Source organism: Janthinobacterium sp. 1L-D-8-B-C4, from assembly GCF_057291295.1.
This window is the reverse complement of the sequence record NZ_JBXAVX010000008.1, coordinates 1-14,693: the sequence shown is the minus strand read 5'-3', so window position 1 is coordinate 14,693 and position 14,693 is coordinate 1. Positions and strand designations below refer to the sequence as shown.

Annotated in this window: 14 protein-coding genes, 1 rRNA gene and 1 riboswitch; of the genes, 2 read left to right on the top strand and 13 right to left on the bottom strand. The window is 63.6% G+C overall.

Going from position 1 to position 14,693, the window contains the following annotated elements; genetic code table 11:
• Nucleotides 1-6 precede the first annotated feature (6 nt).
• Entirely contained in the window at nucleotides 7-1,167 is a 1,161-nt protein-coding gene (locus AC0Z42_RS15205; RefSeq protein WP_485469046.1) for a hypothetical protein, read from the top strand.
• A gap of 3 nt (nucleotides 1,168-1,170) precedes the next feature.
• Here the strand turns inward: AC0Z42_RS15205 and AC0Z42_RS15200 are convergent, their stop codons facing one another.
• From AC0Z42_RS15200 to cobT, 13 genes are all read right to left on the bottom strand, one after another.
• The gene (locus AC0Z42_RS15200; RefSeq protein ID WP_485469045.1) at nucleotides 1,171-2,625 is read right to left on the bottom strand and encodes a cobyric acid synthase; all 1,455 of its coding nucleotides are present in this window, start codon (nucleotides 2,623-2,625) and stop codon (nucleotides 1,171-1,173) included.
• Entirely contained in the window at nucleotides 2,622-3,419 is a 798-nt protein-coding gene (locus AC0Z42_RS15195; RefSeq protein ID WP_485469044.1) for an ABC transporter substrate-binding protein, read from the bottom strand. Before AC0Z42_RS15195 ends, AC0Z42_RS15200 begins: the two co-directional genes overlap by 4 nt.
• Entirely contained in the window at nucleotides 3,416-4,324 is a 909-nt protein-coding gene (locus AC0Z42_RS15190) for a cobalamin-binding protein (protein ID WP_485469043.1), read from the bottom strand. Before AC0Z42_RS15190 ends, AC0Z42_RS15195 begins: the two co-directional genes overlap by 4 nt.
• On the bottom strand, nucleotides 4,321-5,313 hold the full coding sequence (gene cobD, locus AC0Z42_RS15185) for a threonine-phosphate decarboxylase CobD (RefSeq protein WP_485469042.1): 993 nt from the start codon (nucleotides 5,311-5,313) through the stop codon (nucleotides 4,321-4,323). Before cobD ends, AC0Z42_RS15190 begins: the two co-directional genes overlap by 4 nt.
• Nucleotides 5,306-6,259, bottom strand: coding sequence for an adenosylcobinamide-phosphate synthase CbiB (gene cbiB / locus AC0Z42_RS15180; RefSeq protein WP_485469041.1), 954 nt, complete (start codon nucleotides 6,257-6,259; stop codon nucleotides 5,306-5,308). The genes cobD and cbiB overlap by 8 nt, the downstream gene beginning before the upstream one ends.
• The gene (gene cobU, locus AC0Z42_RS15175) at nucleotides 6,253-6,819 is read right to left on the bottom strand and encodes a bifunctional adenosylcobinamide kinase/adenosylcobinamide-phosphate guanylyltransferase (RefSeq protein WP_485469040.1); all 567 of its coding nucleotides are present in this window, start codon (nucleotides 6,817-6,819) and stop codon (nucleotides 6,253-6,255) included. The genes cbiB and cobU overlap by 7 nt, the downstream gene beginning before the upstream one ends.
• Nucleotides 6,820-6,826: 7 nt before the next feature.
• A complete protein-coding gene (gene cobO, locus AC0Z42_RS15170; protein WP_485469039.1) occupies nucleotides 6,827-7,471 on the bottom strand; it encodes a cob(I)yrinic acid a,c-diamide adenosyltransferase in 645 nt (214 codons plus the stop codon).
• Between the two features lies 1 nt (nucleotide 7,472).
• Nucleotides 7,473-8,240, bottom strand: coding sequence for an ABC transporter ATP-binding protein (locus AC0Z42_RS15165; protein WP_485469038.1), 768 nt, complete (start codon nucleotides 8,238-8,240; stop codon nucleotides 7,473-7,475).
• A 7-nt stretch (nucleotides 8,241-8,247) separates the two neighbouring features.
• Nucleotides 8,248-9,273, bottom strand: a complete 1,026-nt coding sequence (locus AC0Z42_RS15160) for a FecCD family ABC transporter permease (protein ID WP_485469037.1) — start codon at nucleotides 9,271-9,273, stop codon at nucleotides 8,248-8,250.
• Between the two features lie 85 nt (nucleotides 9,274-9,358).
• Nucleotides 9,359-11,230 (bottom strand): TonB-dependent receptor domain-containing protein, encoded by a 1,872-nt coding sequence (locus tag AC0Z42_RS15155; RefSeq protein WP_485469036.1) that lies wholly within the window; start codon nucleotides 11,228-11,230, stop codon nucleotides 9,359-9,361.
• 135 nt (nucleotides 11,231-11,365) lie between these two features.
• A riboswitch (cobalamin riboswitch) is annotated at nucleotides 11,366-11,599 on the bottom strand.
• A 17-nt stretch (nucleotides 11,600-11,616) separates the two neighbouring features.
• Nucleotides 11,617-12,198 (bottom strand): histidine phosphatase family protein, encoded by a 582-nt coding sequence (locus AC0Z42_RS15150; RefSeq protein ID WP_485469035.1) that lies wholly within the window; start codon nucleotides 12,196-12,198, stop codon nucleotides 11,617-11,619.
• Nucleotides 12,199-12,200: 2 nt separating this feature from the next.
• The gene (locus tag AC0Z42_RS15145; RefSeq protein WP_485469034.1) at nucleotides 12,201-12,986 is read right to left on the bottom strand and encodes an adenosylcobinamide-GDP ribazoletransferase; all 786 of its coding nucleotides are present in this window, start codon (nucleotides 12,984-12,986) and stop codon (nucleotides 12,201-12,203) included.
• A 2-nt stretch (nucleotides 12,987-12,988) separates the two neighbouring features.
• Nucleotides 12,989-14,026 carry a nicotinate-nucleotide--dimethylbenzimidazole phosphoribosyltransferase gene (gene cobT, locus AC0Z42_RS15140; RefSeq protein WP_485469033.1) on the bottom strand — a complete coding sequence of 346 codons (1,038 nt, stop codon included), beginning with the start codon at nucleotides 14,024-14,026 and terminating at the stop codon, nucleotides 12,989-12,991.
• Nucleotides 14,027-14,493: 467 nt separating this feature from the next.
• On the opposite strand from cobT, the gene AC0Z42_RS15135 reads away from it, so the two are divergent.
• Nucleotides 14,494-14,693, top strand: a 16S ribosomal RNA gene (locus AC0Z42_RS15135); the annotation flags it as partial.

Sequence of the window (14,693 nt, the reverse complement as noted above, 5' to 3'; positions counted from 1 at the left end):
CCTGCTATGAAAAATGCCTTCTCCATCGTCCTGCTGGGCGCGGCCCTGACCGCTTGCGGCGGCGGTAGCGACAACGACAGTACGCCGGTCGCGCCCGTCACGCCACCGGTAGTGGTCACCCCGCCCGTGACACCCGTTGCCGATGCCGTGACGGTGGCCTCGCAGGCGGTCGCCAGCGCCGCAGGCCTGGCCGTGATCGCCGGCGCCAATGCCGACGAAACGGTGTATGACCTGGCGGCCGAGATCGGCGACAGCTGGCGCATCACGTTTGACAATGCCAAAAGAACCTTCAGCGTGAAGGTCCTGTCGACACAGTTTGGCCTGGCCGACCGCAGCGGCAGCTATACGGCGGTTACCAGCGGCAATATCACCACGTATACGGGCACCGACCTGAGCCTTGCCGTCGATGCGCGCACGCGCTTGTTGACGGGAACCATCAAGCTCGGCAGCATGAGCTCGAACGTCAGCGGTACCGGTTATGCCGTCACCGACGTGGCCAAGCTGGCCGGCAACTATATCTTTATCGGCGCCATGCGCAATGCCTCGAACGGCGGCAGCCCCTTCAATCCGAAAGGCAGCCTGAAAGTGGCGGCCGACGGCAGCGCGCAACTGTGCAATGGCGGCGTGTTCAATGCGCAAGGCGCGTGCACGGCAGTGTCGCCGCAGCTGGCAGCAGAAAACGCCAGCCTGACCCTGGTCAAGGACGCTGCGCGTGGCCTGGTCATCGCGCGCCAGGGCCAGCAGGATTTCGGCATCGTCCATGTGCATGCCGGCGACCGCGGGCTGGCGCTGTTCATCGACCGCTATAGCCGCAACAACGAAAACGTGCTGCGCGTGGGCACCATGGTAGCGGCCAAGCAGCAAAAGATCGGCACCGAAATTGCCGGCAGCTACGCCTGCGCGGCGCCCGGCATCAGCGCAAAAATCGTGGTGGCCGGCAGCACTGCCACCATCACCAACAATACCGCCGGCAGGACGCACGCGGAAACCATCACCATCAACAAACTGGGCCTGGGCACGCAAGCCATCGACTTCGATGGCATCGCCGTATTCAAGGATCCGGCCGACGTGCCGGCCGATTACTCGATGTTCATGCCGGTGTCGTCGAGCATGGCGGTCGAGTTTTCAACCGACCGCAGCTACATGGGCACCTGCCTGAAGAACTAGGCTTCACAGCTTGAGACGCTCCAGCGCGGCCATCAGGGGGATGGCCGCGTCGGCGATACGTTCCAGGCTCGCTTCGCGCAGCGCTGCCGTATCGACCACATGGCCAGACTCCAGCCCGGCCCAGCGTAGCAGCGCCGAGCAGGCATCGGGCGTGTCGAACATGCCGTGCAAATAGCTGCCCAAAATTTGCCCGTCGGCAGACACCGCCCCTTCCGGCCGGCCCTCAATGAAGAACGCTGGCGCTTCGAGCGCCGCGCCGTGCGATACGCCCATATGGATTTCATAGCCACTCACGCTCGCCTTGTTCGCACTTTCAAACGCACACTGGCCTGCGACCTGCACCAGCCGCTTGTCGGCAGTCAGTTCGGTCGTCATGTCGAGCAGGCCCAATGCGCCAGACTCGCCCGCCGCGCCTTCCACGCCCAGCGGATCATTCACGCTCATGCCCAGCATCTGGAAGCCGCCGCAAATGCCGATTACCTTGCCGCCATAACGCAGGTGTTTTGCCAGGTAGCAGGGCCAGCCTTCGTGCTGAAGCCAGGCCAGGTCGCCGCGCGTGTTCTTGCTGCCGGGTAGTATCACCAGGTCGGCCGGCGGTATCGGCTGGCCCTGTTTGATAAAGCGCAGGTCGATGCCGGGATGAGCGCGCAGCGCATCGAAATCGGTATGGTTGCTGATGCGCGGCAGTTGCGGCACCACCACGGTAAACGCGCCGCGTTCGGCCTGCATCGCTTCGACCGCGTCTTCCGCGTCGAGGAACAGGCCTTGCAAATACGGCAGCACGGTCAGCACCGGCTTGCCCGTTTGCTGCTCCAGCCAGTCGACACCCGGTTGCAGCAGCGAGATATCGCCGCGAAAACGGTTGATGACAAAGCCCGCGATGCGCGCGCGTTCGCTGTCCGACAAACACGCCAGGGTGCCGATGATGTGGGCGAACACACCGCCGCGGTCGATATCGGCGACTAAAATCACCGGGCAGTCGACGGCTTCGGCAAACCCCATGTTGGCGATATCGCGCGCGCGCAGATTGATTTCGGCCGGGCTGCCCGCGCCTTCGACGATCACCGCCTGGTACTGCTGGCGCAAGCGCGCATACGATTCAAGCACCGCGCCCATGGCGATGGTCTTGTATTGCTGGTAGTCGCGCGCATCCATCTCGGCGCGCACCTTGCCGTGGATGATCACCTGCGCGCCGGTGTTCGACGAGGGTTTGAGCAGCACCGGGTTCATGTCGGTATGCGGCGCGATGCCGCAAGCCATGGCCTGCAGCGCCTGCGCGCGGCCGATCTCGCCGCCGTCGCTGGTCACCGCGCTGTTCAGGGCCATGTTCTGCGGCTTGAACGGCGCGACGGTAACGCCACGGCGCTTGATCAGCCGGCACAGGGCCGCAACGATGGTGCTCTTGCCGGCGTCCGAGGTCGTGCCCTGCACCATCAGGGTGTGGAACGGCAGCGTCATGCTTGCTGCGCCTGCCACAGGGCGACCATATCGCTGATCTGGCGCAGCCCTTCGGTAATCGCGGCAGGTCCGGGCGACAGGATATCTGGCGACTTGATCTCGAACACCATGCCGTTTTTTACGGCGGGGATGGTGTCCCATTGCGGGCGCGCCGTCAGTTGCAAGGGCTGGAATTTCTTGCCGCACCAGCTGGCGATAATGATGTCGGGCGCGCGCTGCACCACCGCCAAAGGGTCAGCGAGTATGCGTTCCTTCGCGCCTGGCTGCAGTGACAATTCCGGAAACGCATCGATGCCGCCGGCCAGTTCGATCAGTTCCGCGGCCCAGCCGATGCCGCTCATCAAAGGCTCGTTCCATTCCTCGAAATAGATCACCGGCTTGCGTGTCCAGGGCGCGGCGCGCTGCCGCGCGCGGTCGATATCGGCGCGCAGGCTGGCGATCAAGGCGCGGCCCGCTACTTCGCGTTGCACCAGCGACGCCAGCACGGCGATCATGCGCAGGATACCCTCGACCGTGCGCTGGTTGAACTGGTGCACTTCCACGCCGGCCTTGACCAGGTCGCGGCAGATATCGGCCTGCATGTCGCAAAAGCCGATCACCAGGTCCGGCTGCACGGCCAGGATGCGCTCCAGGCTGGACGAGGAAAAGCCGCTGATCTTGGTCTTTTCTTCGCGCGCACGCGGCGGGCGCACGGTAAAGCCGGAAATGCCGGCGATGCATTCTTCGGCACCCAATGCGTACAAGGTCTCCACCGCTTCGGTCGACAGACAGGCGATGCGCTGGTAATGGCTCATTTGGCTGCTTTCGCGGCAGGCGTATTGCGGTGCTGGCGCGCCAGTTCGAGTTTTTCACACATGGCGGCGGCGCCATCGACCATGCGCGGACCGGCGCGGTTCAGCAAATCGCCATTCAGGCGAAACAGATTGTTGTTGCGTACTGCCATCAAGGAAGGAAAGGCGCGCCACATGGCCAGGCCCCCTTCGCTGTCGGCGTCGCTCTTCTCGCTGGTGGCAAAAATCGCTTCCGGATTTTCCTGCAGCACGCCTTCGGTGGTGACGACGGGCGCCACCACCTTCATCGCAGCAAACACATTCTGGCCGCCGCACACGCGCATCGCGTCGCTGATAATGCTGGCGCCACTGATGGTGTACAACGGCTTGTCCCACACCTGGTAAAACAGGCGCACCGGCGGGCGCTGCGCATATTGCGCCGTCAAGCTGGCCAGTTTGGCGCGCAATTGCGTGGCGGCCGGCACGGCCACTTTTTCCGTGCCCATCAACTGGCCCAGGCGCTCCATGTTATTCGGTATATCGGCCAGCTTTTTCGGATCGCTGTGATAGATCGGCACCTTCAACTGGCGCAGCATGGCGATCTGGCGTTCGGCGCTGCCATGCATCCACACCACGATCAGATCGGGCTTCATGGCGATAATGCGTTCCATATCGTACTGGCGGTTGTCGCCCACATTGGCGATCTTCTTTGCCGCCTCGGGATAATCGCTGTAGCTGACCACGCCGACGATTTTTTCGCCACCGCCGGCCGCAAACAGCAGCTCGGTGATATGCGGCGCCAGCGCCAGGATGCGCTGCGCCGGTTTGGCGACAGTGACGGCGTTGCCGTCATCGTCGCGCACGGTAATGGCGGCGTGCGCCGGCAAGGCCAGCAGGGCGGCCAGCAGCGTCATCGTAAATTGTTTCATGTGTTTTCCTTGTTCCATGCAATCAGTGCCTGCTCCAGCTGCTGCCAGGCGGGCTCGGTGGGTGGTAGTCCCAGGCGAATGCCGCGCGCCGCGTGGCGGAACAGGCGCACCCAGATGCCGCGTTCGGCCATCTGGCGGTGAAAGTGTTCGGCGCGTGCTTCGGGCCACCATTGAAACAGCGCGCAGCCGCTGCTGGCAATACCGTGCTGCGCCAGCAAGAGGCGCAGGCGTTCGCCCTCGTTTTTCAGACGCGAGCGCATCGCGTGTTGCCAGGGCATATCGCACAGGGCCGCCAGCGCCACCTGCTGGGCCGGGCCGCTGACGGTCCACGGTCCCAGCATGGAAGCCAATGCGCCCAGCAATGCCGGATGCGCCGCCACAAAGCCCAGGCGCAGTCCCGCCAGGCCAAAGAATTTGCCAACCGAGCGCAAGACGATCAGGCCGGTTTGATCCGTATACGCGCCAAGGCTGGCAGCATCTTCCGTATCGCCAAACGCCTCGTCGACCACCAGCCAGCCGCCGCGCGCGGCCAGCCTGGCGTGCCATGCCAGCAGCACTTCAGGCGCAATGCGTGCGCCGGTGGGGTTGTTCGGATTGCAGACCACCAGCACCTCGCAGTCGTCGACCGCCTCGTTCAATTCCGCGTAGGGCACCTGCCGCAACTGGTGGCCATGCTGGCCCCAGTGGTGCGCATGTTCCGCATACGAAGGTGCGGCGACGGCCACGCGGCCAGGGGCCCGCAAACGGGGCAGGGCCTGGATGGCGGCCTGCGTGCCGGCCACTGGCAGCATGGCCGGCGCGCCGTAGTACGCGCAGGCGGCATCGAGCAGCGCCGGCTCGGCTTCCGGCAGCCGGTGCCACGCATTCGGCGCGGTCGCCGGCACCGGATACCAGTGCGGATTGATGCCGGTCGACAGGTCGATCCACTGCGCCAGCGGCCGGCCAAAAGCGCGCGCGGCGTCGCGCAGGTTGCCGCCATGTTCAAGCAAAACAGGCCTCCCGCAGATAAAACAGGCCCGCCGCCAGCGCTACCCAGATCAGCCACAGCACGGTAGTCTCTGCGACCAGGCGCCAGGCGCGGTCGATATCGTGGGCTTGCGCCGGGCGTCCGCTGCCCAGCGCCGGGCGCCGTTCCAGTGCGCCATCGTAGACGGCGTCGCCACCCAAGGCCAGGCCCAGGCTGCCCGCGCCGCTGGCCATCACCGGCCCCGCGTTCGGGCTGCCCCAGTTGGGCGCCTGCGTGCGCCAGCAGTGCCAGGCGCGTTTTTTGTCGGCCATGGTTTTGCCCAGTACAACATAAGACAGGGCGGTCAGGCGTGCCGGCAGATAGTTGAGCACATCGTCGATGCGCGCGGCGCAGCAGCCGAACCAGTCGTAGCGCGGCGTGCGGTAGCCCCACATGGCGTCCAGGGTATTGGCAAGGCGGAACAGCACCGCGCCCGGGCCGCCGGCAATCGCAAACCAGAACAGGGTACCGAATACGGCGTCATTGCCGTTTTCCAGCAAGGACTCGGTGCTGGCCTTGGCCAGGCTGGCCGCATCGGCATTCGCCGTGTCACGGCTGACGATGCGCGCCGTCAGCAGGCGCGCGCTGTCCAGATCACCGGCAGCCAGCGCATCGGCGATCGGTTGATTGTGGTCGCGCAGGCTGCGCAGTCCCAGGCACAGATAGAGCAAAAAAACATGCAGCGCAGCGCCTGCCATGCCGCACAGCCACCAGGCAGCGTACGTAATCGGCAGCACGGCCAGCAGCCACGCAAACAGGCCGCGTAAAAAACGCGTGCGGCCCCGGTTCAGCATGCGTTCGATGATATTGGCCAGCTTGCCAAAGCCGACCAGCGGGTGAAAGCGCCGCGTCTCGCCCAACAGCAGGTCAAGCAGCACGCCGGCCGTCATCAGGCCGGCCAGCATGGCCAGCGACCAGCCCATCAGCATGGCGCGCCTTTCAGCACCAGCGGCAGGCCGGCGGCGACAAACACGGCGCGCTGGCATGCGGCCGCCACCGCCTGGTTCAGGCGGCCCGCTTCATCGGTAAAGCTGCGCGAGATGGCGCCATAAGGCACGATGCCCATGCCGACTTCATTTGACACCAGCACAATATCGCAGCCGCTGCCTTGCAGTTCCTGCAGTGCGTACAGCAGGTGCGCGCGCTCGTGGTGGAACAGTTCAGGCAGCGTGATGTCACCCACCTCCGGGTAAGTTTCGCCGGACGAAAACATCAGATTGCTCAGCCACAGGGTCAGGCAGTCGACCAGCAGCAGCCGGCCGGACCGGGCATGCGCCAGCAGGGCCGTGCCCAGGCGCAGCGGCTCTTCCACTGTCGGCCAGTCGCCTGGCCGCTGGGCGCGGTGATGCGCGATGCGGGTCGCCATCTCGCCGTCTCCGGCCTGCGCGGTGGCGAGATACAGCACGTCCTTGCCCGAGTCACGGGCCAGTTGTTCGGCATAGGCGCTCTTGCCCGAACGCGCGCCGCCGAAGACCAGCGTTTGTGTCATGCGTACTTTACCATTCCGTACCGGCTTGCGCGCCGATGCCGGCCGCGTAAGCATGCTTGACCACCGCCATTTCGGTGACGGTGTCGGCAATCGCGATCAGCTCTTCGGGTGCGCCGCGCCCGGTGATCACCACGTGCTGCATGGCCGGGCGATCCAGCAGGTCGGCGATCACCTTGTGCACGTCCAGGTATTTGTACTTGAGGGCGATATTGAGTTCATCGAACAGCACCAGGCCGTAGGCGGGGTCGGCCAGGAAGGTCTTCGCCTGTTCCCACGCCAGTTCGGCCTTTTCGATATCGCGTTCGCGGTTCTGGGTTTCCCAGGTATAGCCTTCGCCCATCGCGTGAAAACTGATCTCGTCCGGAAAGCGGCGCAGGAATTTTTCTTCGCCGGTCGACATCGCGCCCTTGATGAACTGCACCACGCCGACCTTCATGCCGTGGCCCATGGCGCGGATCGCCATGCCGAAGCCGCTCGAACTCTTGCCCTTGCCATTGCCGGTGTTGACGATAATGATGCCGATTTCCTTGTCGGCCTTGGCAATTGCTGCGTCGATAATGGCTTTTTTTCGCTCCATGCGCACGCGGTGGCGCTCGTTTATCGCCTCGGTATTGGCAGCGGTGTCGTCGTTGATCTGGGTGTTGTCGCTCATGTCAGTCCTCTTTCGGTATGAATATCTTGCGTTTGCCGTGCTCGATGATCTCGATCGGATGGCCCAGGTAGTTGCCCAGGATGGATGCCTGCATCACCTCGGCCACGGGGCCGGCCAGCCAGCCGCCGTCACCCATCAGCAGCAGCGCGTGGCTCGACACGCTGTGCGCCAGGTTCAGGTCATGGCCGACCATCACCACGGTTTTTTTCTGCTCGCGGCACAGGCGCGACAACAGACCCATCACGCTGACCTGGTGCGCCAGGTCCAGCGCGTTGGCCGGTTCGTCAAGTAATAACAGGGGCGTATCCTGCGCCAGCATGGCGGCGATCGCCACGCGCTGGCGCTCGCCGCCGGACAGGCTGCGCACGTCGCGCTCGGCCAGGTGCGCCACTTCCATCGATGCCAGTGCAGCGATGGCGATCTGCTGGTCGTCGCTGCCTTCCCAGTAATGGTTGTCGTGATACGGGTGGCGCGCCGACAGCACGGTTTCGATCACGCGGTACGAAAACGCGTCGTGGCGCGCCTGCGCCAGAAACGCCCGTTCGCGCGCCAGCGCCGCCAGCGGCCAGTCGACCAGCGCGCGACTCTGCACGGTCACGTGGCCGGCATCGGGATCGCGCAGGCCGGCCAGGGTGAGCAATAACGTGCTCTTGCCGGCGCCGTTGCGCCCGATAATGCTCCAGCATTCGCCTTCGCCGATGCGCCAGTCCAGGTTTTCCAGCAGGGTGCGGCTGCCGGCCTTCAGGCCCAGTTGGTAGGTGCGTATCATGTTGGCCTCACTTGCGGCGCAGCCGGTGCAGCTGGTACAAAAATACCGGCGCGCCTATCATCGCCGTGACTACGCCGACCGGCAGTTGCAGGGGCGCCAGCACGGTGCGCGCGACGGTGTCGGCCAGTACCAGAAAGGTGCCGCCGGCCAGCGCGGCGGCGGGAATCAGCACGCGGTGGTCGGGGCCGCAGGCAAAGCGCAGCGCATGCGGCACGATCAGGCCGACAAAGCCCACACTGCCGGCGCTGGTGACGGCGCTGGCCGTCAGCAGGCCGGAACAGAAAAACAGGCCCTTGCGCAGCGCGCCCACGCGCACGCCCAAAGTGCCGGCTGCTTCCGCATGCAGCGCCATCACGTTCAGCGAACGGGCGCTGCGCAGGGCGAAAATCATGGCCGCGCCCAGCACCAGCCAGGGCATGGCGCGCGATGGCGCGCCGGACAAATCGCCGATCATCCAGAACACCATGCTGCGCAAGCGGCCTTCGGGCGCGATCGACAGCATCAGGGTGACGATGGCCATGCAGGCCGACGACAAAATGACGCCCGTCAGCAGCAGCATCGACGCGCCGCCTTCGGCCGCCGTGCCACCGCGCAGGTCGCGCCGGGCAAACAGGTACAGCAGCATGGACACGCCGACGGCGCCGGCAAAGGCAGCCGCATCGACCACCCACAGGGAGCACATGAGCATCAGCGCGGCCAGGGCGCCAACCGAGGCGCCGGACGAGATGCCCAGCACATACGGGTCGGCCAGTGGATTGCGCAGCAGCGCCTGCATCATCACGCCGGCCAGCGACAGCGCGGCGCCCGTGACAAAGGCGGTCAGCGCGCGGCCCAGGCGCAGGTCGAGCAAGGTGGCGGCCAGGCTATCGGTCTGGCCTTGTATCAGATGGAGCAGGGCGGACGGCAGGTCGGCGAGCGGGATCGCGATCGAACCGGTCATGCCGGAGAAAATCAGGCTGGCAACCGCGCACACGAACAGCGTCGTGAGGATCACCGTGGCACGGTGGCGCATGTTGCGAAAAAATGGATGCATGCATACCTTTAAAACGGGGACTGCGGAACTGCACTGCGGGCGATGGTTTGCGCCACCGCCCGCAGCTTACCTCATTGCTTGCTGATTACTTCATGCCGTAGCGTACGCCGACGAAGAATTTCGAGCCTGGGGTCGCATAGAAGCGGGCCAGTTCGTAGTCCTTGCCGGCGATATTGTTCCAGCGCGCCAGTACCGACCAGTCAGGATTGACCTGGTAGGTGGCGTACAGGTTGACCAGGCCATAGCCGCCCAGGGTGGTGGTGTTGGCGGCGTTTTCATAACGCTTGCCCGACAGCTGCCATTCGGCGCCGGTGGTCAATGCGCCCAGGCTGTAGTCGGCGGCAAAGCTGGCGTGGCGCTTGGCGCGGCGTACCAGTTGCTTGTCCTTGGTTTCATCGCGCGGGTCTTGCAGGTCGATGTTGCCTTGCACATTGAAGGCGCCGAACTTGCGCGAGCCAGCGATCGTCAGGCCTTCGAGCAGCGCCTTGTTGACGTTGTAGGCGCAGCCGAAGGTACCGGTGAAGGTCGGGTCCGGGCAAGGCGTGGTGTTGACCAGCAGGTCGGTGATCTTGTTGTGGTAATAGTTGGCGCTCAGTTTCGACACGCCGTCGTCATAGCGCAGGCCCAGTTCGGCGTTGCGGCCGCGTTCCGGCTGGTTGCTCGCCAGGCCATAGCCAGGGTAGTACAGCTCATTGAAAGTCGGTGCGCGGAAGCTGGTGCCGTAGCTGGCGGTGGCGCGCAGGGCATTGGTGAAGCGGTAGCCGTAGGCGATGCTGCCGGTGTTGTGGTTGCCGAAGGCCGAGCTGTCGTCACGGCGGCCGCTGATGCTGGCCAGGTGCGCGCCGCGTACCAGGTTGTACGATGCGGCGAACGACTTGGTGTTGCGCGAGCCCGTCACTTCCGGCGTGCTGCTCGACATGACGTTTTCGTCACGGTAGCCGGCCAGCAGTTGCAGATTGTCGCGGCCGATGCGGATGTCATTCTGCCAGGTCAGGTCGGTCTGCTTGGTGTCGATCTGGCTCTTGCCCCACGATTCGGCGGCGCTGTCGTCACCCGACTTGTCGCGCGCTTCCGCGTAGCGCAGTTCGCTGGTCCAGTTGGGCAGGAATTCGTTCTTGGTAAATACCGAGATGTTTTCCAGTTTCTGGTTGCTGCGCGCATCGTAGCCAGGGCCGGCATCGTATTGCGCTTCCAGTTTGCTGTTCAAAAATGCCAGGCCCACCTGGTGGCCCTTGGCCATCTGGTAGCCGATCTGGCCGCTGACGTTTTCCTTGTCGTAGCCATCCTTGTCGGGATTGTAGGTAAACGACGAGGCGCCCAGTTTCGAGGCCGAGTAGCCAGTTGATTTTTCCTTGCCCGCTGCCAGCGAGTAGCTGAAGCTGTTATAGCCGCCGGTAGCACCCGATACCTGTGCTTCGACCTGGCGCGTGTTGTTGCTGCCGTAGCCGGCAGCGGCCGAGAAGCGCGCAGGACCATCGCCTTTCTTGGTGAAGATCTGGATCACGCCGCCCATGGCGTCGGCGCCATACATGGTGCTCAGTGGGCCGTAGACGATTTCGATATGGTCGATGCTCGACAGGGGCAGGGCGCTCCAGTTGGCCGTACCGAGGGTGGACGAGCCGATGCGCACGCCGTCGACCAGCACGATATTCTGGTTGCTGTTGGCGCCACGGATGAAGACCGATGCCGCCGTGCCCGGGCCGCCGTTGCGCGCCACTTCGATGCCGCGCTGTTTTTGCAGCAGGTCGACCACCGAGCTGGCGCCCGAACGCGCGATGTCTTCCGAGCTGATGGTTTGCGTGTCGCTCAGTACTTCGCTCAGGTGCTGCGGATAGCGGTTGGCGGTAACGACGACTGGATCGAAGGTATCGGTGGTGGCTTGTGCAAAAGCGGAAGGCGCAGCAATGGCTAGCGCGAGCGACGTCAGGGCCGCGTGGCGGGAAACAGCAAGGGTCATGATAATTTTCAGTAAGTAAGAAGCAACCAGCCGACGTCCCCGTAGGCCAGATTGAACAGAAGTACGGAACTGAGGATGACGATCGAAGGCGGCCTGATTGACTGGCCAGCCGGATACGCGAACATCCCCGTTCACACACTTCCACCTGTTCTGGCCGGTATCCGGGCTGCAAGCGAGGCTGTCCTACCTTCCCATGCCGTCATGGCACAGTGGTTGTCAGGGACAGCTTGTCAGGCGCTTTCGAGTCGAAAGCGGCGACACTTGTTTACCGTTGCGGGGGCAGCACACGTTGGCCTTGGGTCGGCATCGTGTTTCCCGTTTAACTGCATTCATGACATGAACGCGGGCACCAAAACCCTGCCATTATACGTGCAGCCGGGCCGGACTCAAACGGCTGGCGTGACTATTGGTCGCTGAAAATCGAGCGTCACCACCGCGCCATAGGCGATTTTGTGGGTGCTGGACGCGGCCAGCAGGGCCGTTTCCGCCAATGGCAGACCGGCCTGCAGGGCCGATAGCAGACGGATGGTGCCAGCATGGCAAATGATGATGACGGCCGCGTGTTGTTCGCGCAACAGTTCATCGAGAAACGACCGGATGCGGGTGGCCATGGCCAGCACATTTTCGCCACCACCGGGCCGGTAATGCGCCAGATCCGCCACCCAGGCGTCGATATGGTCGCGTTCGATGTCCTGCCAGGCGCGCAATTCCCAGCTGCCGAAATCCATCTCTGCCAGGCGCGCATCGTGCGTGAACTGGCTGGCCGCCAGATCGCCCGCCAAGCTGGCCGCCAGCGTGGCGCAGCGCGACAGTGGGCTGGTATACAAAGGCAGGTGCGGCGGAAGGCTGGCGCGCAGGCTGGCGTGAGCCGCCGCCAGAATATGTGGCGCCACTGCAACATCGCTGCTGCCATAGCAGACGCCGCTGGCCACATCGGGCATCGGGTGGCGCACCAGTATCAGCCGCATGTTCAGTAAAAACGCAGGGCGGGCTGGAAACTCGACAGGATGGCCAGGTAGATCGCCACCTCCGCCACCTGCTGCACTGCGCCCAGGCAGTCGCCTGTATAACCTTGCAGGCGGCGCTGGCATTTGCGGCTCAGCCACCAGGCGCTGGCGGCGGCGGCCAGCACGGCCAGTACCAGCGCGCTCCAGTCGATCACGCCCAGCAGGGTGCACACGACCCCCGGCAACAGTGCGCAGACGGCGGCAATCACGAACTCTTTTGTGCTCATCGATTGCGCCATCGGCTTGGACTTGCCTTCGTCGCGTGCATAGTCCATGGTCCAGATCAGCGATACGGCCGCCAGGCGCGACAGCGGGTGCGCGATCAACAGCGCCGTTGCCACGGTGGCTGGCGGCAGCGACACCAGCGCGGTCGCCTTGATGGCCAGCAGGCAGACGATGCCGATCGCACCATAGGCGCCGACGCGCGAATCCTTCATGATTTCCAATACCCGCTCGCGCGTCAGGCCGCCGCCGAAGCCGTCGCACATATCGGCAAAGCCGTCTTCATGGAAGGCGCCCGTCAGATAGATGCCGGCGGCGATGGCCAGCAGCACGGCCACATGCGACGGCAGCAGCCAGCTCGCGACCATATAGAGAGCGCTGCAGATGCCGGCGACCACCACGCCCACCAGCGGAAAATAGCGCGACGACTGCTGCAGCCACTCAGCCTGGTAGCCGACCCAGCGCGGAATCGGCAGGCGCGTAAAGAACTGCAGCGCGGTAAAGAACAAGCGTAGTTGATGCAGCATGATCAGCCCAAGGATTTTTCGCTGACCTGGGCCGAACCGAAAGTCGCCATTTGCGCCAGGAAATTGACGGCCGCATGCAGCAGCGGCAGGGCCAGCGCACTGCCAGTGCCTTCGCCGAGGCGCAAGTCCAGTTGCAGCAAGGGGCGCGCATCCAGGCTGGCCAGCAGCTGGCGGTGGCCGTTTTCGTCGGAGCAGTGCGCAAAGACGCAATAGTCGAGGATGGCCGGCTGCAAGCGGGCCGCCACCAGCAGCGCGCTGCTGACGATAAAGCCGTCGATCAGCAAGACCATGCGCCGCTCGGCCGCCCTCAGCATCGCGCCGGCCATCATGGCGATTTCAAAGCCGCCAAAGGTGGCCAGCACCTCGAGCGTGTCAATGGCGTGCGCATGTTTGCTCACGGCCGCTTCGATCACGCGCTGCTTGTGCAGCACTCCCTCGGCTGACAGGCCTGTGCCGGCGCCCACGCACTGCGCCACCGGCGTGCCGGTCAGCTTGTGCATCAGCGCGGCGGCGGCGGTGGTGTTGCCGATGCCCATTTCGCCAAAGCCCAGTACATTGCCCGGCAGTGTATCGACCAGGTCCATGCCGGCTTGCATGGCGGACGCGCATTGTTCTCTAGTCATTGCCGCTTCTTGGGCAAAATTGCGGGTGCCGGGGCCTTGCTTGCGGTCGAGCAAACCGTCGCGCACGCCGAAGTCATGCTTCACGCCCGCGTCCACTATATATAGGGCGCAGTTGGTCTGGCGCGCAAACACATTGATGGCCGCGCCATTGCCGAGGAAATTTTCCACCATCTGCCAGGTCACGTCTTGCGGATAGGCGGAGATGCCTTCGGCGACCACGCCGTGGTCGGCGGCAAACACGACAATCGCCGGTGCAGTGATGGCCGGCTGCGTGCCCTGCTGGATCAGGCCGATCTGGCGTGCCAGGTTTTCCAGGTGCCCCAGGCTGCCCAGTGGCTTGGTCTTGCTGTTGATTGCATGGTCGAGTTCGGCGGCCAGAGTAGTGTTGGCGATGGTGGAAATATGTGGAAGGAGCATGGGAATGGTTGGTTGGGTGAAGCGCGGTTTGCTGGCGCTAAGATAGCACACAGCAATATTCACCCAGTCTGAAAATAGTCCTTGCAGCCCTCGCGGCGGCTGGCTATAATTCGCCCCCTCGCTGAACACAACATGCAAATGCAGTGTGAAGCGGGGATAAAAAGAAGGTTGACGAATTAGCCGAAACGCTTCATACTCTTCCTTCTTCGCAGCTGACAAACACAACGCTTTGTCGATAGCGCGAAACACGCAGTACCGAATACCGTTCTTTAACAATTAACAGTCGATAAGTGTGGGCATTTGATGAAGTGCAGCAGTGATCTTCGGATCGCTGTAAAACTTAAAATATCAAATGTTCACAAGAAATAATGAAATAGGATACTTCGCAAGAAGTAGCCTGTCAGTTTTTTGAGTGAGCGACCCGTCAGCAATGACGGTGCCTGTAACAGGGCAAAGTAACAGAGATTAAACTGAAGAGTTTGATCCTGGCTCAGATTGAACGCTGGCGGCATGCCTTACACATGCAAGTCGAACGGCAGCACGGAGCTTGCTCTGGTGGCGAGTGGCGAACGGGTGAGTAATATATCGGAACGTACCCTGGAGTGGGGGATAACGTAGCGAAAGTTACGCTAATACCGCATACGATCTAAGGATGAAAGTGGGGGAT